Source organism: Rudanella lutea DSM 19387 (assembly GCF_000383955.1).
Lineage (GTDB): Bacteria > Bacteroidota > Bacteroidia > Cytophagales > Spirosomataceae > Rudanella > Rudanella lutea.
Genome location: NZ_KB913013.1, coordinates 1321889 through 1340944, shown reverse-complemented (window position 1 = coordinate 1340944; position 19056 = coordinate 1321889). Strand labels below are relative to the sequence as shown.

The following is a 19056-nucleotide window of genomic DNA, read 5'->3' as shown; positions in this document are numbered from 1 at the left end:
GTATGAAAAAGCTCGTTTTACTGCTCCTGATAGGCCTTGTTGCCTGTGACGAAGATTCCGTGTGTGAGAAAGAGCCCGATCAGACAACGGGCTTGATTCATAAGCGGTTTCCAGATGGCTACCTGGCCTACGATACCCGGCAGGGAGAAGATTTGGGGCGGTTTGGCATCCGGATTTCTACGGCCGACGAGTACAAACGAGTATTTACCCACTGCTGCGCTACCCGGCTCGATAGCGTCGACTTCAGTCAGTACGATGTGCTCGGCCTGTCGACCGTCAACGTTGGGACCTATACGGGCAGCTATTACGTGTACGATGTACAGCGTGATGATGTGGACAAACGAATTGTGTACACCGTGACCGAGCGGTACTGTAAGCGCGGGTCACCTGTCGACGGGCGGGGTAATTTTGTCTTAATTCCGAAAGTGCCCGCCGGTTACCGCGTCGAGTACGTACGGCAGCAGGTGAAACGATAGGGAATGCACAAGTAAAATGTATAATGAACAATGAATAATGAGCACTGAGTGGGTTGATAGCCAGCAGGGTAAAGCATTGTTCGTTCACTTGTGTGTGTTATAAAAACGGCTGACGCACAGGAACTCCTGCGCGTCAGCCGTTTCTTGTTCTACAGTCTAATTCCTTAATCCAGCCCTTCGGCTTCGATGGGTTCCAGTCGTTCGCGGGCAATCTCGGCCGCGTGCTGCTGCCCCGAATAAATTGACCCGTTCAGATCGGTTTCGTCGAGTACGACCTCGTAGCCTGCATCCTGAACGGTTCGCTCATAGGGGCGAAACTGCCCTTTGGGCACCCAATAGGCGGCTAGTCCGGTATAGACAGCCGCCAAACCGGCCGCTGTGTAGGCCAGCAGTTCCTTACCGGGCTTGTTCCAGTGCCGGGTGGCAATGCCGCCAAAACCGGCAATGAACGGCACCATAAACCAGGGGTCGTTGAGGTGCCGGGCAATGGCGTACCCAGCCCCGCCCGTTGCGCCCAGAATACCGGCCGCCAGTGGGATGTCGCGCTCGTTGTCGCGTTCCCAAAGTCCCAGCGTCAGCAAGGTGTCAGGAGTACCCACCACGGTGGCGGCCGTCAGCCAGCCGCTGTACAGGCTCACCGGAATCCGAAGGTATTTTTCCGGCGTAGGCACATCGGTCCGGCCAATTTCAAGGCTGTGATGCAGGGCAAGCGCCGAGGGCAGGTTAGCCTTTGTAGTCAGGTCTGAGATCACTACACTCTCCCGGTCCGACTGCGCAAAAAACTTCCCGAAAACGGCGTTGAGCGCAAAGCTACTCCACCACCACGGCAGGGCTTTCTGGTAGCGCGGGTTGTTTGTCTGCATGGGCAGGGCCTGATGCACCAGCAAGGCCGTCAGGCCTGTGTACACCGTTCCCCAGACCGCTCCAAATGCCCACCCGGCTGGTACGATGAGGTTTTTATCAAACACCTGCTGGTATTCGACCGGTACATCGTACTCGGGCTCTTCGTTTGGATTGGCTTGCCGGTTGGTGCGCCGGGATCGGCTACTCGACGTGGTGGTGTAAATAATGCTGCCTACCGCAAACACCGCCGTCGCTATGCGCCAGAATGAGCTTGTTTTCATGCGGTTGTGGTGGCGTTTTGCACGTTGTGTTTCACTTTGTCCCAGCTATCTGCCAAAGCCTCTTTGGCATCGTCGAGCACCGAGTTGGCCTTGTATTTGAGTTTTGTGGCCTTGTACCGGTAGCGGGCACGGGTAAGGGCGTCGGCGTTGTTATAAGCCGTTACCAAAGCCACCCCGGCCACTACGGCAGCTGCGATGCCCAGACCCAGCGCCCAGGCCGAAGTCGTGGTGTTGCTTTCTTTCTCCCGTTCTGATTCCTCTTTGGGCGTGTTGTAGTGGCGCATCATACCCGCCAGTGTTTCCTGCGGCATGGTGTAAGCCATTACCTCGTAGGCTTTGTTCATGGCACCGCCCGGAATCACCTTCAGCTTACCCGACATCAGGGCGTCGTACCCGTCTTTGGCCACTACGGCCGGGTCATCGAGCTGATCTTCGACGTTGAGTTGGGGAGCGCCGGCCTCGCGGAAGAAATTCGTGTCCGTAGCATTGGGCAGCAGGGCCGTAACGGTCACGTTAGTGTCTTTCAGTTCGTTGTTGAGCGACTGCGTGAAGTTGTACACGTAGGCTTTCGTGGCGGCATACACGGCCATCAGCGGGAAAGGCGTAATGGCCACCAGCGAGGCCAGTTGCAGAATTTTACCCTCGTTGCGGGCCACCATGTCTTTCAGAAAGAGCTTGGTCATGTGCGTCAGCGTGAGCACATTCAGGTGAATGAGGGCTTTTTCGCGCTCCCAGTCGGTGTCGGTTGCAAACTTGCCGTAGGTGCTCACGGCGGCATCGTTAACGAGCACGTTGATGGTGAGGCCGCGGCCCGTCACTTCGTTATATACTTCCTCGGCTACGTTTTCGCGCGACAGGTCTTTGGCGATTACCGTGGTCTGAACACCGTAATCCTGTTCAAAGCCTTCGGCGAGTTGTTGGAGTTTGTCGTCGTTACGGCCAATCAGCACCAGGTTGTACCCGTCTTTGGCGAACAGTTTGGCTAACTCCTGCCCGATGCCGTTGGAGGCACCCGTAATCAAAGCGGTTTTTCCGGCTTCTGCATTCATAATTGTTGAGTGATTTAGTTATGGTACTGTCTCTTTTAACTGCCTGCTTACCCAGATGTTTCCTCTCCGATTGGTTTTATAGGCTACGCATTGGGGCTGGTTTGTATAAAAGCCTAAATAAATACTGGACTTAGTCGGGAATAGGTAGAATTATCCCCGTTTTTATGGCGACATCCGAAGGAGTTATTAGATAAAACAGGGATGCCGGAATCGATTTAGCGGTTCTGCTTGTTATAGAAAGGAATAGAAAGAAGATAGTTTTAGTTTGTAACTATCTGATTACTAATTTAATCCGTATGATATGAAGACGAGTGAAGCAAGTAAAGGCCGGGGTGTATTCTCACTAGCCCAGCCAACCATCAAGATTTTTTCAGAAGAGAAAAGGGTTCATTTTGTCGCGTTCAATACCGATGTGTTTGGGTGTCTGAATCGTGCCGAAAAGGAGCAGGAAAAACAAAAGTAGAGCCGCAACATATTGCGTCTGTATTTATGACCGACCTGCCCCACTTGGCGGGGATACATAAAGCAAAACGCTCCGACGGTTAGATCACCGTCGGAGCGTTTTGCTTTATACCTGTCAAGGTAGCTATGTGTATAGACGCAACTTATCGCGTCTACTGCAAGTTGGCGTCTTCGTTGCTGTTGAAGGTATCGCCCTGGTTAATATCGCCGGTTTGGTAGCCTTTCTTAAACCAGTACACCCGCTGTGCCGAGGTGCCGTGTGTGAACGCATCGGGCACCACGTAGCCCTGGGTCTCGCGCTGAATCCGGTCGTCGCCGATGGCGTTGGCGGCTTGTAAGGCTTCTTCAATATCGCCCGGCTCAATCATACCGTTATTTCGGGCCCATACTCCCGCCAGAAAATCGGCCTGTAACTCCAGCCGAACCGATAGCTGATTGGCCTGGCGTTTGCCCACCCGTTGCTGAGCGGCCGACACTTTATCCATAATGCCGAGTTCGTCCTGCAGGTAATGCCCCACCTCGTGCGCAATCACGTACGCCATGGCAAAATCGCCCGGTGCATTGAACCGGTCGCGGAGTTCGTCGTAAAACGACAGGTCGATATACAGTTTTTTGTCGCCGGGGCAGTAAAACGGCCCCGAGGCCGATGTAGCCGTACCGCAGCCCGACTGGGTGCGGTTGCGAAACAGCACGAGGGTGGGCGGACGGTACTGTTGCCCTTCCTGCGCTAATAGTTTGGTCCAGACGTCTTCGGTTGATCCCAGTACGACCCGCGTGAACTTGGCCGCCTGATCGTCGGGTTGCGGACTAGCCGGGGCCTGCGCACCGGGCATAGACGGACTCTGATAACTGTTGTCGGATTGGCCAATAATCTGCGATGGGTCGCCCCCGAGCAGGTACACGATCAGGGCAATCACCAGACTGCCAATACCTCCGCCGATTACCAGGCCTCCGCTGCCGCCCGATCCACGGCGGTCTTCTACATTGTCGCTTTCACGACCTCCCAGCCAACGCATAGAAAAGAGAGTTTAGAAAAATACTGCTTTTTACAGGGCAATACTACCCAGAATGACACAACAATAAAAATGCCGCCCCGGTTAGAGCGGCTTTACAGAACGGTCTGGCACAAACCCTGATAGACTCTCTCGGCAGTGTACCTTCCACTTGGGAATACAGGCCGACAGTGAGTCTATCGGGATTTGTTTATTTAGCCGCGGGTGCGGTAGAGGGTGCCGTTTTCAACCACGTACAGGTAGCCGTCGAGTGCCACAATCATGGTTACTTCTTTGAGCAAGCCACGCTCACCTACCTGCTCGTAGTTGCCGTTTGTATCGGTTTTGAACAGCGTGCCATCGGCTTCTACACTCCACAGAATGCCGTTGTCACCAACCATAGCCACCGTATTTTCCCAGTCACCTTGCTTGCCAACCTGCTCCCAGCGCAGCGTACGCATGCTGGTGCGGTACAGGGTACCATTTTCAACCGTCCAGAGGTAACCACCCATGGCTTCGAGCATGGTGGCGTCACCAAATTCACCGCGCGCGCCAATCTGCTGCCAAGCACCATTTTTCGAGGTTTCGTACAGGGTACCGTTGGTTTCGATGCTGTACAGTTTACCGCCCATAGACACCATGGCTTCGGTGTTTTTCCACTCGCCGGTGGGGCCTACCTGCTTCCACGATACGGTGTTGGGGTTGGTACGGTACAGAGAGCCATCTTCAACAGTCCAGATTTCGCCGTCCATGGCAACCAGGATATCGACATTGTTGAACTCACCTTTGGCGCCCAGCTGGCGGTAGTTGCCCTGCTTGTCGGTCTGGAATAGGGTGCCGTCTTTCTCGATGCTGAACAGTGAGCCGTTCATGGCCACTACATCGATGGTATTTTCCCAGTCGCCGGCATTGCCGACCTGCTGCCAACGCTGGGCACTCACAAACTGAAACGCGGATAGAACGAAAAGGAGGAGGGTAGTTATGGTACCTTTTTTCATGATGAATGGTTTCTTACCCAATAAACTGATCTCCCTATGAGACCAGGCTGGGCAATTTAGAATCCAAATTATAGGGTCAGTGGCTCTGTGTCAACCTCTAAGTTAGTAGACTAGTGATTGACAAAATGCTGCAATTGTACCGATGAGTTACAAAGTGATTTTGTGTAGGGTTATATATCTGATTATTAATGTATTGGGGTGTGTTGTTTTAGGTTTACCGGTTACGAAAAAGTAGTCGAAAATTAATGTTTTAATCGGATTTTAAACTGAAATGGGGTTGGTGATAGCGATGACATCTTTCTAAACAAGATGTCATCGCTATCACCAACCCCATTTACCAACACATTGTATTGAACCAAAGGGTTATACCCGGCTCGCATCGGTTTTTACCCCAACCGTTTGGCTACTGGCACCGGCAACCGTTACGGGCGCGCCGTACACAAACAGCGTAACCGGTTGGGCCGAAAAGTTCTCGACCGTTACCGTTTGTTGAGTGGTTGTTACCTGGAGCAGGTTGCCCCGGAACCGGATTTTAAACGCCAGTTTCTGCCAGCCCTCGGGGCAGTACGGGCTGAGCCGGAGCCCATAATCGGCCGATTCGGTTTGTTCGACCCGCATGCCGCCAAAGCCTTTTACCACCGCTAGCCAGGTGCCCGCCATCGAGGTGATGTGGAGGCCATCTTCGGTATCGTTGTTGTAGTCGTCGAGGTCGAGACGGGCTGTGCGCAAGTACATCTCATAGGCTTTCTCTTTTTTGCCCAGCAGTGAGGCCAGCACTGAGTGCACACAGGGCGACAGCGACGACTCATGTACGGTCATGGGCTCGTAGAAGTCGAAGTTGCGGGCAATGGTGCTGTGGTCAAACTCGTCTTCGAAGAAGTAAAGTCCCTGCAATACGTCGGCCTGTTTGATAAAGCACGAGCGCAGAATCCGATCCCACGACCAATGCTGATTGAGTGGCCGCTGCCCCTTCGGAATGTCGGAAACGGACAGGAGTTCTTTGTCCAGAAAATCGCTCTGCTGCAAGAATACCTGCCGGGTTTCGTCGTACGGGTAGTGCATATGAGCCACAATGTGCGACGCCTTCTCAACCTCCTTTTCTTCCTGAAAATGAATCCGGTCGCATAGCTCGGCGTACCTGTCGGGGCTAAGGGCTTTCACCTTTTCAACTACCTCCATCGTGTACCGGAGGGTCCAGGCGGCAATGTAGTTGGTGTACCAGTTGTTGTTAACGTTGTTTTCGTACTCGTTGGGGCCGGTAACGCCCAGCATCACGTACTGCTGCTTAGCCTCCGACCAGTTGACCCGCTGACTCCAGAACCGGCTGATGGCAATAAGCACTTCGAGCCCGTACTCGACCAGATACGCTTCGTCGCCGGTGTACCGCACGTAGTCGTAAATGGCAAACGCAATGGCCCCGTTGCGGTGAATCTCCTCAAACGTAATTTCCCATTCGTTGTGGCACTCCTCGCCGTTCATGGTCACCATGGGGTACAAAGCTGCCCCGGCCTTGAAGCCCAGTTTCTGCGCGTTTTCGATGGCTTTGCCGAGCTGCTTATACCGGTACACGAGCAGGTTACGGGCTACTTTCTGGTCAGCGGTAGCCAGGTAAAACGGCAGGCAGTAGGCTTCGGTATCCCAGTAGGTCGATCCGCCGTACTTCTCGCCCGTAAAGCCTTTGGGGCCAATGTTGAGCCGCTCGTCTTCGCCGGTATAGGTTTGGTTGAGCTGGAAAATATTGAACCGGATGCCCTGCTGAGCGGCCACCGTGCGGTCATCACCGTCGATGGTGATGTCGTTCATTTTCCACTTGTCTGCCCAGGCTTGCTTCTGCTCGAAGAGCATCTTTTCGTAGCCCTTGCGGGTCACTCGCTGCATGTACAGGCGGGCCTCCTGAAGCAGCTCGTCGGAATCGTAGTTGAGTGATGACAGGTTTACGCCGTACTTGTAGATAGCTGTCTCCTGCTCCTGCCGACAGTCGAGCGTGATTCGGTTGGCAACGTATTTTTCGTACTTGATCGGTTGCGACTGGTAATCGATCCGAACGCCATCCTGCTCAATCTCAACGCACATACCGGTTACGACGTGGAAGCCAGTTTTACGGGTGCGGAGTTCAATGTATGCCTCACCGTAGCCGGTTTCTTTGCGTACTTCGTCCCAGAACGTCTCGTCGTAGTTGGCGTCTTTGTTCCGAATGGCCCCGTCGAGGTAAGGGGTGATGGTAATTTTAGCGTCGAAGTTGAGCGGGGTAATGGCGTACCGAATGGCCCCGGCTTCGTCGTCGACGATGGAGCAGAATCGTTTACTCACCACTTTCAACTCTTTGCCGCTCTTGAATACGGCCACAAACGACCGTTCGAGGTAGCCTTCCTGCATATTGAGCACCCGCCGGAAGTCGCGCACCTCGCAGGTGTTCAGATCGAGCGATTCGTACTCAATATCAATGTCGATACCAATCCAGTTGGTGGCATTGAGCACCTTGGCAAAATACTCAGGGTAGCCGTTTTTCCACCAACCTACCCGGGTTTTGTCGGGATAATACACCCCGGCTACGTAGTTGCCTTGCAGGGTTTTGCCCGAAAATTTCTCTTCAAAATTGCCCCGTCCGCCCATACGGCCGTTGCCGAGACTCATGAGGCTTTCGGTGATTTCGTTGTACTCGCGGTGAAACCCCTCTTCAACAATGTTCCAGGGGTCGTGGGATATGTAATTTTTCATAGTGTAAATGCCTAAACAGGCCTCAATACGGTAAACCTTCTTTCACCCGCAGGGCCTGCGCCATGTGCCGTTCGGTATGGAGTACCAGCATCTGAATGGCGTCGCCCAGTCTCATTTTGAGCCAGTTGCCCAGCAGAGTGGGTACTTTTTCGCGGTTCCAGTCTAAATAAGTCGCTTTGTCGAGCAGGCTGTTCAGTAACGTTTGCAATTCGACAAACTGATTCAGCACCGGCCCTACGTCGAGGTCGGCAGCAGTGCGGGGTTTAATGACGCCCGGAGCCGGTACTTTTCGGGTATTCTTAGGGTCAACAACCTTGATCATCAACCGGCCAATCCAATCCGATTCGAGTGTCTGATCGGTTGGCATGTGTTGCACCAGCCCCAACTGATCTACCTTGTGCTGAAGCTGCCGGATGTAAAACCGCTCGGCTAGGTTCAGGTGTTGCAGGCATTCAATGATGCTCCAGCCCCCGTTGGCGGGTTTGGTTCGCAGTTGGGCATCGGTCAGCGGCCTGAACTCCCGCTCGACGGTGTCGAGAACGTGGGTTAGCCGGGCTTGCAGGTCGGTAGCAGTGGTGAGCTTTTGCATGACACAGATGGGGTATAAATCACTCAATCACTCAATATCCCAGCCCCTGCGCCCGTTGGACGGCCGCGAGTAGTTCGACAACGGTGAGGTGTTCGAGTGAGGGTACCACCAGGTCGGCCTCGGTCAGTACGTCGGGTGAACCAATACCCACGGCAAACATACCCGCACGTTTGGCCGCTTCAATCCCAGCCACGGCGTCTTCAAACACCACGCATTCGGCTGGTGTAGCGCCTAATTCGGCGGCCCCGTTCAAAAACACCTCGGGGTCGGGTTTGCCGCGAGTGATTTTGGTGCCGTCGATGATTGCGTCGAAGTCGTCGATCATGTGGATGCGTTCCAGAATAAGCCGGGCGTTTTTGCTAACCGAGCCGAGGGCCGTTTTCAAGGGTGGTTGGGCGTGTTTTACCTGGTGAAAAAAGCCCGCGACACCCGGCAGAATCTCATCAGGCGTCATGCGGCTGACCAGTTCGAGGTACCAGTCGTTTTTCTGGGTAGCGAGTTCGAGTTTCCGGTCGTCGGAGAGGGTCACCCCGCCATGCGCCAGAATCAGATCGAGCGAGTCCATGCGGCTCACGCCTTTGAGGGTTTCGTTGAATTCATGCGAAATGTCGAACCCCAGTTCGTTGGCCATTCGGCGCCAGGCCTGATAATGAAAAACGGCCGTATCGACAATAACTCCGTCTAAATCAAATAAGAATGCGCTGATTGGCATGTACTTCAGGTTGAATGAGTACGCAAAATAACATAAAGTTGCGCGCATTGTCTGTGCGCCCGACAAGTTCAGGACTGACCGGGTCGGGTAGTTTGTGCCCCTGAAAGGATGGCAAACCGGCTCTCGGTAACCAATGGAACTTAATAGGGTAGTTCGGGTTTATGCTCTTGAATTAGTCAAGAACAACAATAAACAATCATTGTCATGGCAGCAGGATCTCGCGCCTTTGAAGCAACTGACGCAAATTTCAACGAACTCATTAATTCTGATAAACCCGTATTGGTAGACTTCTGGGCTGAGTGGTGCGGGCCTTGTAAGATGATCGGGCCACTGGTTGAGCAACTCGCCGACGAGTTTGAAGGCAAGGCTGTTGTGGCCAAAATGGACGTAGATCAGAACGCTCAGGTGCCGATGCAGTTCGGTATTCGGAGCATCCCGACCCTGATGGTTTTCAAGAACGGTCAGCTGGTCGATAAAGTTATCGGTGCTGTTCCCAAGGCGGTTCTGGAGCAAAAGCTACAGGCTGCGTTGTAAAAGGGTTTATAGTTCTTGGTTTTTAGTTTATCGTTTCTGGCGGCCAACGTTCCGGCTTCTACGACCAGAAACGATAAACAAAAAACTAAAAACCCTACTATACAAAAAGCCCCGGCTGATGTCAGCCGGGGCTTTTTGTGTACTAAGCCGTAGCGTTTACCCATTGAGCAACTTGGTTTGCAGCATGGGTACCTCTTCGCGGTGGCCCTGATCGCTGATGCGAATCTTCTCGATTTCGCGCACGACATCGATAATGCCTTTGAGCGGAATCTTCACCCAGTCGGGTCGGTAGCTGATTTCGTACCCCAGTTCATACACTGCTTTTTCGAGCAGGTACACCAGCAGCAAAAAGTTGATCTCGTTGTTGTTTTTGAACAACGGGTGGGGGCTGCCAAACTCGCTCAGGTAGGCATCCAGGTACGTGTCGCGGATGAGGTAAAACCAGCGGTCCGACACACGTTGCAGGTGCTCGGGCGAGATACCCTGCGTTTCGGCCGCATTGAACAACTTAGCCGATACCGCGTAGTGGTACGACCGAATCATACCGGCCACATCTTTGAGGGGCGAATGCTTTATTTTACGGTCGGTGATGGTGCTTTCGGGTTCGCCCTCAAAGTCAATCATCACAAAGTCGTCGGGGGTGGCCAGTACCTGCCCTAAGTGATAATCACCGTGGATTCGGATGCGCAGGGAGTCGAGCGGGCGCGTCCGAAACTCTTCCACAAAGGCATCGATCATTTCTTTGGCCTCCATAAATACCCACGCCAGCCGCTGCGCCGGCAAGTCGAGCCGGGTGTAGTTGTCGATGAGTAGCGCGTACCGGCGGTCGAGCAGGTCAGCAAACCGGCCAATCAAAAACTGCCGGTACTCGTCGGTGAAGGGCTCCGGCGAAAAGGCTGGGTTGGTGGTACGGGGCTGGTACAGGGCGCAGTGCATCTGCCCGGTTCGTTTGCCCAGTAGTTCAACCTTGTCAAAAACGTCTTCTTTGATGGTGAACAGCCGGTTGGGCACGGCGTACAAAAAGTCGTTCAGGTAATCGCCGGTTTGCATCCACGAATCCTTATCGTTTTGCACCATTCGCTGCATCATGCCCAGCGTAATGGGTGCACCGGCCGACGGATGCCAGACGAGCGTTCCGCAGAAAGCCGGAATATGTTCAAAACCACCTTCTTCGGTCAGAAACGCCACCATTTCGACCTCAGGGTTGGTTTCGGCAAACAGTTTCCGGTAGAGTTTCAGGAAGTACGTTTCCTGCATGGGAGCCCCGAACACCATCGCCGAGTTGCTCGAGTCGACGGGCAGTACCCGGCTGGCGGGATGGGTGTCGTCGGGGGAGAGGCCCCGGCCCCGCACGGCCGTCAGACGACCGTCTGGTTGTAGTAGTTCGGTGTTTTGCCGAATAGCTTCAAAGAGTGCCGTGCGGAAGTCGGCGTGGTAAATAGCGTCGATAAGCGTGCCCTCCTGATCGGCGCAGACCAACGGGCTGATTTTGCCTTTGTCGGGTACCTGGGTCGGGTCGTTCGTTGTCAGCAAAGTTACCGGTAAGAGGTACCGCTCTGATTCGCCCTCGGCGTAGGTAGCCTCTACCACGAGCAGATAAGCCGGTTGGTGGGCCGTTGGGAAGGTATGCACCGAGGTTACGGCAAAGCCCGTTTGGGTGCGGGCTTTGCCGGCAAACCAGCGGCAGGTATTCACGTAGGCTGGCAGTACATCGCGGGCCAACGCGGACCAGAAAGGGACGTCAGCAGCAAGAGCAGACCAGGAAAGTTGGGTTTGGAGCATAAAAGAAGGAAAGTTAACCTATTGGCTCGGCTAACTCGTCATGTTTACAATTCAATCCGGAACAGGTGCATGGGCAGCATGTACGGATCGAGTTCAACGTAATTCCATTCGCCTTTCCAATTGTAACGCGCACCGGTGAGCAGGTCGTGTACCACGTAGGTCGTATTGCCGTCGATACCCAACTGCCAGATCGGCACCTGCACCATGCCCGCCCGCCGGTTGTAGGCATCCAGATTGACGATCGTCAGCAGTCGGTTGTCGCCGGCTGTTTTGAGGTACGCCATGATGTGGTCGTCGTCGATGCGGCAAAACGTCAGGTTATTGGTCTGTTGCAAGGCCGGGTTTTCGCGCCGAATCCGGTTGGTGAGCGTAATCAGGTACGTCAGTTTATTGGTACGGTCCCAGTCCCAGTGCTTTATTTCGTATTTCTCTGAGTTCAGGAACTCCTCTTTGCCGGCATTGGGTACGTGTTCCATCAGCTCGAACGAGGGCCCGTAGATGCCGTAATTGCTCGAAAGGGTAGCGGCCAGAAAATACCGGATCAGGAACTGCGGCTCGTGTCCTGATTGCAGAATGTAGGGGTTAATGTCGTGTGTAGTCGGCCAGAAATTAGGCCGGAAATAGTAGCGCATGGCATCGGGTTGACCATTGGTAGCGGTCAGCTCGGTCATGTATTCCATCAGCTCGGTTTTGGAGTTGCGCCAGGTGTAGTACGTGTACGAGTGCGCAAAGCCTCGCTTGGCCAGCTGCTGCATCACTTTGGGCCGCGTAAAGGCCTCCGACAGGAAAATCATATCGGGAAACTCTTTCTTCACCTCGGCAATTACCCATTCCCAAAACGCAAACGGCTTGGTGTGCGGATTATCGACCCGCACAATCCGAACCCCCCACGAGGCCCAAAGCAACAGCACCCGCTTCATTTCGACCCAGAGGTTACGCCAGTCTTCGGTTTCGAACCAGACCGGGTAAATATCCTGATACTTTTTGGGCGGGTTTTCGGCGTATTGAATCGAGCCATCGGGCCGTTTTTTGAACCATTCGGGATGCTCGGTAGCCCAGGGGTGGTCGGGCGAGCACTGAATGGCCAGGTCCATAGCTACTTCCATATCGTAATTGCGGGCAATGGCAATCAGGTGCTTAAAGTCCTCAACCGTGCCCAGTTCGGGGTGTATGGCGTCGTGCCCGCCCTCAGCAGAGCCAATACCGTACGGCACACCCGGCTCGCCGGGCAGGCAGGTTACCGAGTTGTTTTTGCCCTTGCGGTGGGCCGTCCCAATTGGGTGAATGGGGGGCAGGTACAGCACATCGAAACCCATGCCCGCAATCCGGGGCAGGAGCCGTTCCACATCGCGGAAGGTGCCATGCTTGCCCTCGGTCATTGAGGCCGAACGCGGAAACAGGCAGTACCAGGTGCTGAAACCCGCCCGCGCCCGGTCGACCTCAACGCCCAGCTCGCGGCTGTAGCGGGCCGGGTGCTGCCGCTCGGGGTACTGCTCGGCCAGCTGATGAAAGGCATCGCCCAGCGCCACCTGCACGGCTTCGTCGTAGGCATCGGGATTGCGAAACAGCTCGGCAATCCGGTACAGTTCGGTCTGATCGTGGGCGTTACCAACCTGACTCCCTGCGCGGTGCGCCATGCCCTCGGCCAGGGTTGCCCCGGCCAGCAGTTCGCTCGTGACCCGTTGGCCGTCGCGCACTTTCAGGTCCAGCTCATGCTGCCATGAGCCAATATGATCGACCCAGGCTTCGAGCGTGTACTGATACCGGCCTACCTGCTCTACCGAAAAGGCGCCCGCCCAGCGGTCGTTTTCGAGTTTGTGCATGGGGGTTTCCTGCCAGTGCTTTTCGTGCGGGGCGCGGTACAACAGTCGGGCCGACACGTAATCGTGCCCATCGGCAAAAATATCGGCTTCTACCTGAATGGTGTCGCCGGGAATGGCTTTGATCGGGAAGCGGCCTCCATCGAGCTCGGGGCTAACACGTTCAATCACCACACGGACCTGCCCGTACACGTCGGCCAGCGAAAGGTCGACGGTGGGGGTTTGGGTGGCTTTAGACTTGCTCGGCTTTTTTGGGGTGGTCGTTTTACTCATGGATTGGTTCTGCGTTGTCATGAACCCGACGGGCTTGAGCCGGGTCTTTCGTTAGAACCACAATGATACGAAAATGTCTATTGTACCGCCCCCAATTACTCGGTTGTGGTCGGTTTGTGGCCAATCAGCCCGGCCATCATGACCAGTGCCGACAACACTACGGTCAGCATCAGCACGCCCTCCCGGAAGCCCGTGAGTCGGAGCGGTTCGGGGATATTCAGGTACAGCAGAATCGTTACCAAACCGCGCGGAGCTACCCAGAGTAGGGGTTTCAGCGGCCCATCCAGCGCTACCCGCAGCGATACATACCTGACGCCCAGAATAGTGCCCACAAACAGAATACTGACAATGATGGCGTCGAGGTCGATGAGGGTGCTCAGGTTAGCCGCGTAGCCAAACAGGAGAAAGAAAAAGGTACGGATTACAAAGCCCCCTTCGGCTGTGAGGTTTTTGAGCTGATCGAGCTCTTTTTCAAATAGATCGTTCTTGAAAATCTGATCGAGCCGCCCCCGGATAAACAGCTCGGTATTGTTCAGGAAGAGCCCAAAAACGAGGATAATCAGCAACGACGACATCTGGTAAATCTGCGCAATAGCGTACACCAGCAGTAGCACCGATATGATGGGCAGAAATTTGACCGTGTGGCTGATCCGGCTGATGAGGTACAGCAGACCCAGGCAGCAAAGGATCGAAACGAGCGAAATCAGCAGCGTATCGCGGGCAAAAACGAGGGTAGCCCCCAACACCGACGACGATTGGGCCAGCAACACGAAGTTGAATAGCATAACCCCCATGATGTCGGAAAAAGTGGCTTCGTAGAGGGCAAATTCGCGTTGTTGCTCCGATAGATTCTGAGCGCCCGGCACGGCTACCGTTCGGCTGATAACCGCAAACGGCAGGGCGTTGATGAGGCACCGGTAAAACGTTTCTTCGAGCAAAAGGAACAGCATCCCTGCCAGCAGCAGGGTGGTAAAAACAAGCGAACTGAGAGCCGTGAGGGCTGTTCGGCGGAGTAATCCGAACTGAGCCGACTGGATTTCGATGTCGAGACCCCCTTCGAGCACAATGAGGATGAGCCCCAATGTGCCGAGTGTGGAGAGGGTAGGGGCCACATACGGAATCTGTACGCCAAGGTACTCGGTAACCTGCCGGGTGAGCATACCCAGAGCCAGCAGCAAAATGACCGAAGGCATCTTGAAGCGGCTACTCAACAGGTCAAAAGCGTACGAAATCAGTACGGATAAGCTCAGCCCAATGATTAAATACGAGGAATCCATTCAGCGAACAACGAACAGGTAACAGGGAACAACCAATAGGTATCGATGACCAGCAAGGGGTGGTTTGTGGTGGGATTCGACAAAAGTACGCACAAACGGGCCACGGTTACCGCATTGACTGAATTAGGGTCTGGGTATGGGGTTGATGCCGTAAGGACATGGAGCTTTTGGCACAAGCTGATACATGTTTATGGATTACGTTGTCCATAATTCAATTTATTTTTTGCTCCATTTGTACCTCAAATTATACTTTCCTTATATTTCGAACTAAACTATATCAACACAAAATGAACGCCCACCTTTATAAACTGGTATGGGTAATGACCCTGCTGAGTACCTGCTTTCTTGGTACCAAGACCTCCCTGGCACAAACGACACCCACTCAGGCACCGACGGTTAAGTTAGGTCGGGCTACAGCGGCCGACTTTACCCCCGCAGCTACCGGGCTCGACTCCACTGCCGAGGCTGAGGTTCTGTATGATTACGGTAATGTCCGGTTCGATTTGCGGAACAACGCCTTTATAATGGAGCTTACCCGGCACCGACGTATCAGAATCTTGAAAAAATCGGCATTGGACCGGGGCACGGTTGAGGTACCCATGTTGAAAGGTGAGGGGGCCGAACGTGAACAGATGGTGGGTATAGATGGCTATACGTACAACCTCAACGGGCAGGAAGTAACCACCGACAAGCTTACCCGTGCGGGCATCGCAAGTGAGCGCGTGAGTGATAAAATTGTGCTCGAAAAATTCACCCTGCCCAACGTGCGCGAAGGCTCTATCATTGAGTACCGGTACGTGGTACAAACACCGTTTAATGTGGCGTATAACCCCCGGAATTGGGTGTTTCAGGAAAAAATTCCGGTTCGGTGGAGCGAATTCAACATTACAATACCCGACTATTTTTATTACAAAATCATAATGGGGGGCTACTTGGGGCTGACCGAGCAAAAACAAAGCTCAGTGTCGATGAACTTGCTGCCCGGCGTCCCAGATACTCGCGCAATTGTGTATCATTTTGCAATGGCCAATGTGCCGGCCTTTAAAAGTGAGGAGTACATTACGACGCCAGAGGATTATACGTCGAAAGTTGAGTTTGAGCTGGCTAAAGTGCAGATTCCGAATGGGCTGATTAAGGATTTTACCGTTAGCTGGCAAACCACGGACAAGACCCTCCTGGCGGCAGATTGGTTTGGGAACCAAATCAAGAAAGCCCCTTTTCTACGCGATGTTGCTACGTTGATTCGTTCGCAAAACCCCACCGACTCCCTCGCCCGGTTGTCGGCTGCGTACGATTATGTACGGAAGTCGATAAAATGGGACGGGACTAACAGCTACTCGTGCAACAACGCCAAGAAGATATTTGAAGCGAAAAAAGGCGACGCGGGCGATATTAACTTATTGTTGATTTCCCTGTTGCGTGAGCTCGATTTCGACGTGAACCCGGTTATTCTGAGTACTCGTTCGCACGGGCGGATGATGGAGGAATATGCCCTCTTGCGTCAGTTTGACTATGTAGTGGCCCATGTAAATACCAACGGGCAGGAGATTCTGCTCGACGCCACCGATCCCTTTATCAAGATGGGTATGCTACCCACGCGCTGTCTCAACCAAACAGGGCGGCTGGTTGCCCCCGATCAAAAGAGCCGGTTTGTATCGTTGTTGCCCACCGAGCGAGACACCGAGCTAACATCAGGCCAGTTTACCATAGCCGACGATGGCGAGGTCAAGGGGACATTAAAACACTCGCGGGGCGGTTATAGCGGCTGGAGTGCCCGGTCGGTTTATCAGACAGAAGGTGAAGCAAAATACCTAGAGCAGATTCAAAAAAAGCGGCCCAACTGGCAACTCTCAGCCTCCGAAATTACGGGCGTTAGCAACCCGGCTGCCGCGTTTGAAACCAATCACACGCTGGTTATTGCTGATGCGTACACCGAAGCTGGTGACCGTATCTATCTGAACCCCATGCTGACCGAGGGGCGCACACAAAATCCGTTCAAAGAAAAAACACGGCTCTACCCGGTCGACTTTGGCGCGCCCATTGAAGAAGCGTTCATGGCAACGTACACGCTGCCACAGGGATTTGTGGTTGAAGAACTACCCAAAGCCGCCGTCATTAGCCTGCCTGATAAAGCCGGCCGGTTTTCGTATCAGGTTTCGCACACGGGTAATCAGCTACAGGTGGTGAGCCGGGTGTCGCTGCGTAAGCCGATCTACAATGCCGAAGAGTACGGGGCTTTGCGGGAATTGTTTGCGTTGATCGTGACCAAACACGCCGAACGCGTGGTGCTGAAGCGGGGCGAAGTAGCTAAAAAATAGATATGAAAAAACTGCTACTATGGCTGTTGACGCTCCCGACGCTGGGAGTGGCTCAGGACGAGTACCGGGCGTCGGTTATCCCGGCTCCGCTGCTCACAGACGCCCATGCGGTAATCCGACGGCACGAAACGGTATTCACGGTTAAATCGCCCGGTGAAGCTACCCACCGGGTTCGAACCGTGGTGACCGTACTCGACGCCAAGGGCGACGATCAGGCGCAACTGGTGGTACGCTACGATAAACTGTCGCGCATCGACGATATCTGGGGGGCTTTGTATAGTGCCGACGGCAATTTGATCAAAAAGCTCAAGAAAGCTGATATTGACGACCTGAGTGCCTATGATGGCGTTAGCTTTTTGACCGATAACCGACTGAAACAAGCTGTTTTTCCGCGTCAGCCCTCTTACCCGTACACGGTTGAGTTTGTGTACGAGACTACGGAGCGCAACCTGATGTTTTACCCTACCTGGACACCGCAGCCCGACGAAAACGTATCGGTGGAGAAGGCAACGTTGAGCGTAGCCATGCAGGCCAACATGCCGCTGCGTTATAAGGAGGTGAATATGAAAACGCCGGTTGAGCGCGTAGCGGGTAGCCAGCAGACGGTGTATCGCTGGACGATTCAGAACCAGTCTGCTCTGAAACCAGAGCCTATGGCCCCGCCTACCTCAGAGCTATTACCCACAGTGTACACCGCCCCAACAACTTTCGAAGTGCAGGGATACACCGGTACAATTCTGTCCTGGGGTGACCTGGGGCGGTTCTACTACCTCCTCAACCGTGATCGTGACCAAATTCCCGAGACCCTCCGTCAACGGGTTGTGCAACTCACCGCCAACGAACCAACCGCGTTGGGTAAGATCAAAAAAGTGTACGAGCTGGTGCAGCAAACTACGCGCTACGTAAGCGTACAGTTGGGTATCGGTGGCTGGCAAACCATTGAGGCCGGTAAAGTAGCTGATACCCAATATGGCGACTGTAAAGCCTTGACCAACTACACCAGAGCGTTGCTCAAAGCGGCTGGTATTCAGGCAATTGACGCGCTGGTTCGGGCCGGCAATGGTGCCCCCGACATCCGCACCGATTTTCCCAGCTTTCAGTTCAATCACGTAATTCTGTGTGTACCCAATAATCGGGATACGCTTTACCTCGAATGTACTGACCAAAGCGGAGTGATGGGCTACAACGGTACATTTACGGGAAATCGGCATGTGCTGCTCATTACGCCCGATGGGGGCAAACTGACCCAAACCCGGCAGTACAAGCCCACCGATAACCGGCAGGTTCGGCGTATTGATGTGGTGCTGACTGCCGACGGCAACGCCACCGCCGAGGCCCGTAACCTGTACACCGGTATTCAGCAGGAGAGCCGTGCTCAGGCGTTGGTCAGCAAGAGCCAAACCGAGCAGCGTACCTGGTTGCTGGAGCGCATTGGGATCCCTAATTATGAACTGACCAAATTTTCGCTGACCGAACACCGCACCCCGATTCCGGCCGTAGCGGAGAATCTGACACTATCGGTTCGAAAATGGGCTATACCAAGCGGAACGCGTTTGTTTTTGCCACTCAACCTAATGTCGGTACTCGATCCGGTTACACCGGCGTCGGCCCCCCGGCAGTTCGAGCTGGACCTCGATGCTAACTGGGATTGGCAGGATACCGATACCGTAAGCTACCAGCTCCCGGCCTCGTACACGCCCGAATTCATACCCGCGCCGGTCAGCCTGAACGCAAAATTTGGCGATTACGCGGCTCAGGTCAGTTTGAAAGATGGTCGGCTGTTGTACATGCGTCGGATCACGATTCGGCGGGGGCGTCATCCGGCTTCGGCTTATGTCGAGTGGGTCGATTTCCGGCGAAAAGTGGCAAGGCATGATAAACTACAGGTCGTTCTCGTGAAACAGGAAGTAGCCACCAAATAAGACCGGTTAC

15 protein-coding genes are annotated in these 19056 nt (G+C 54.1%); 5 read left to right on the top strand and 10 right to left on the bottom strand.

What is annotated here, in order from left to right:
* The first annotated feature begins 2 nt into the window (after positions 1-2).
* Positions 3-476: a hypothetical protein gene (locus RUDLU_RS0105720; RefSeq protein WP_019987398.1), complete on the top strand. Its 474-nt coding sequence runs from the start codon at positions 3-5 to the stop codon at positions 474-476.
* A gap of 164 nt (positions 477-640) precedes the next feature.
* Here RUDLU_RS0105720 and RUDLU_RS0105715 read toward each other — a convergent pair whose 3' ends face one another.
* Positions 641-1600, bottom strand: a complete 960-nt coding sequence (locus tag RUDLU_RS0105715) for a hypothetical protein (protein WP_019987397.1) — start codon at positions 1598-1600, stop codon at positions 641-643.
* Positions 1597-2649 carry an SDR family NAD(P)-dependent oxidoreductase gene (locus tag RUDLU_RS0105710; RefSeq protein WP_019987396.1) on the bottom strand — a complete coding sequence of 351 codons (1053 nt, stop codon included), beginning with the start codon at positions 2647-2649 and terminating at the stop codon, positions 1597-1599. Before RUDLU_RS0105710 ends, RUDLU_RS0105715 begins: the two co-directional genes overlap by 4 nt.
* A 301-nt stretch (positions 2650-2950) precedes the next feature.
* On the opposite strand from RUDLU_RS0105710, the gene RUDLU_RS29625 reads away from it, so the two are divergent.
* Positions 2951-3112 (top strand): hypothetical protein, encoded by a 162-nt coding sequence (locus RUDLU_RS29625; protein ID WP_019987395.1) that lies wholly within the window; start codon positions 2951-2953, stop codon positions 3110-3112.
* A gap of 151 nt (positions 3113-3263) precedes the next feature.
* Here the strand turns inward: RUDLU_RS29625 and ypfJ are convergent, their stop codons facing one another.
* The 5 genes from ypfJ to pgmB form a co-directional block, all read right to left on the bottom strand.
* Complete coding sequence (gene ypfJ / locus RUDLU_RS0105700) at positions 3264-4127, bottom strand: KPN_02809 family neutral zinc metallopeptidase (RefSeq protein ID WP_019987394.1); 864 nt, start codon at positions 4125-4127, stop codon at positions 3264-3266.
* 191 nt (positions 4128-4318) lie between these two features.
* The gene (locus tag RUDLU_RS0105695) at positions 4319-5101 is read right to left on the bottom strand and encodes a hypothetical protein (RefSeq protein ID WP_019987393.1); all 783 of its coding nucleotides are present in this window, start codon (positions 5099-5101) and stop codon (positions 4319-4321) included.
* Between the two features lie 363 nt (positions 5102-5464).
* Complete coding sequence (locus RUDLU_RS0105690; RefSeq protein WP_019987392.1) at positions 5465-7819, bottom strand: glycoside hydrolase family 65 protein; 2355 nt, start codon at positions 7817-7819, stop codon at positions 5465-5467.
* 22 nt (positions 7820-7841) lie between these two features.
* Positions 7842-8408, bottom strand: a complete 567-nt coding sequence (locus RUDLU_RS0105685) for a DinB family protein (RefSeq protein ID WP_019987391.1) — start codon at positions 8406-8408, stop codon at positions 7842-7844.
* Between the two features lie 31 nt (positions 8409-8439).
* On the bottom strand, positions 8440-9120 hold the full coding sequence (pgmB, locus tag RUDLU_RS0105680) for a beta-phosphoglucomutase (protein WP_019987390.1): 681 nt from the start codon (positions 9118-9120) through the stop codon (positions 8440-8442).
* Positions 9121-9324: 204 nt separating this feature from the next.
* Here pgmB and trxA point away from each other — a divergent pair, with 204 nt between their 5' ends.
* The gene (gene trxA, locus RUDLU_RS0105675) at positions 9325-9654 is read left to right on the top strand and encodes a thioredoxin (protein WP_019987389.1); all 330 of its coding nucleotides are present in this window, start codon (positions 9325-9327) and stop codon (positions 9652-9654) included.
* A 156-nt stretch (positions 9655-9810) separates the two neighbouring features.
* On the opposite strand, the gene RUDLU_RS0105670 is transcribed toward trxA, so the two are convergent.
* The 3 genes from RUDLU_RS0105670 to RUDLU_RS0105660 all read right to left on the bottom strand — a co-directional run bounded on the left by RUDLU_RS0105670 (position 9811) and on the right by RUDLU_RS0105660 (position 14806).
* Entirely contained in the window at positions 9811-11436 is a 1626-nt protein-coding gene (locus RUDLU_RS0105670) for a putative maltokinase (protein WP_019987388.1), read from the bottom strand.
* A gap of 44 nt (positions 11437-11480) precedes the next feature.
* Positions 11481-13529 (bottom strand): alpha-1,4-glucan--maltose-1-phosphate maltosyltransferase, encoded by a 2049-nt coding sequence (locus tag RUDLU_RS0105665; protein WP_019987387.1) that lies wholly within the window; start codon positions 13527-13529, stop codon positions 11481-11483.
* Positions 13530-13624: 95 nt separating this feature from the next.
* Positions 13625-14806, bottom strand: a complete 1182-nt coding sequence (locus RUDLU_RS0105660) for a cation:proton antiporter (protein WP_019987386.1) — start codon at positions 14804-14806, stop codon at positions 13625-13627.
* Between the two features lie 287 nt (positions 14807-15093).
* Here RUDLU_RS0105660 and RUDLU_RS0105655 point away from each other — a divergent pair, with 287 nt between their 5' ends.
* A complete protein-coding gene (locus RUDLU_RS0105655) occupies positions 15094-17124 on the top strand; it encodes a DUF3857 domain-containing protein (protein WP_019987385.1) in 2031 nt (676 codons plus the stop codon).
* A 2-nt stretch (positions 17125-17126) separates the two neighbouring features.
* Positions 17127-19046 carry a DUF3857 domain-containing protein gene (locus RUDLU_RS0105650; RefSeq protein WP_019987384.1) on the top strand — a complete coding sequence of 640 codons (1920 nt, stop codon included), beginning with the start codon at positions 17127-17129 and terminating at the stop codon, positions 19044-19046.
* The last annotated feature ends 10 nt before the right edge of the window (positions 19047-19056 follow it).

Excerpts from the sequence above, each read along its gene's own strand:
- RUDLU_RS0105720 (WP_019987398.1), top strand. The coding sequence starts at position 3 with ATGAAAAAGCTCGTTTTACTGCTCCTGATAGGCCTTGTTGCCTGTGAC.
- RUDLU_RS0105715 (WP_019987397.1), bottom strand. The coding sequence starts at position 1,600 with ATGAAAACAAGCTCATTCTGGCGCATAGCGACGGCGGTGTTTGCGGTA.
- RUDLU_RS0105710 (WP_019987396.1), bottom strand. The coding sequence starts at position 2,649 with ATGAATGCAGAAGCCGGAAAAACCGCTTTGATTACGGGTGCCTCCAAC.
- RUDLU_RS29625 (WP_019987395.1), top strand. The coding sequence starts at position 2,951 with ATGAAGACGAGTGAAGCAAGTAAAGGCCGGGGTGTATTCTCACTAGCC.
- ypfJ (WP_019987394.1), bottom strand. The coding sequence starts at position 4,127 with ATGCGTTGGCTGGGAGGTCGTGAAAGCGACAATGTAGAAGACCGCCGT.
- RUDLU_RS0105695 (WP_019987393.1), bottom strand. The coding sequence starts at position 5,101 with ATGAAAAAAGGTACCATAACTACCCTCCTCCTTTTCGTTCTATCCGCG.
- RUDLU_RS0105690 (WP_019987392.1), bottom strand. The coding sequence starts at position 7,819 with ATGAAAAATTACATATCCCACGACCCCTGGAACATTGTTGAAGAGGGG.
- RUDLU_RS0105685 (WP_019987391.1), bottom strand. The coding sequence starts at position 8,408 with ATGCAAAAGCTCACCACTGCTACCGACCTGCAAGCCCGGCTAACCCAC.
- pgmB (WP_019987390.1), bottom strand. The coding sequence starts at position 9,120 with ATGCCAATCAGCGCATTCTTATTTGATTTAGACGGAGTTATTGTCGAT.
- trxA (WP_019987389.1), top strand. The coding sequence starts at position 9,325 with ATGGCAGCAGGATCTCGCGCCTTTGAAGCAACTGACGCAAATTTCAAC.
- RUDLU_RS0105670 (WP_019987388.1), bottom strand. The coding sequence starts at position 11,436 with ATGCTCCAAACCCAACTTTCCTGGTCTGCTCTTGCTGCTGACGTCCCT.
- RUDLU_RS0105665 (WP_019987387.1), bottom strand. The coding sequence starts at position 13,529 with ATGAGTAAAACGACCACCCCAAAAAAGCCGAGCAAGTCTAAAGCCACC.
- RUDLU_RS0105660 (WP_019987386.1), bottom strand. The coding sequence starts at position 14,806 with ATGGATTCCTCGTATTTAATCATTGGGCTGAGCTTATCCGTACTGATT.
- RUDLU_RS0105655 (WP_019987385.1), top strand. The coding sequence starts at position 15,094 with ATGAACGCCCACCTTTATAAACTGGTATGGGTAATGACCCTGCTGAGT.
- RUDLU_RS0105650 (WP_019987384.1), top strand. The coding sequence starts at position 17,127 with ATGAAAAAACTGCTACTATGGCTGTTGACGCTCCCGACGCTGGGAGTG.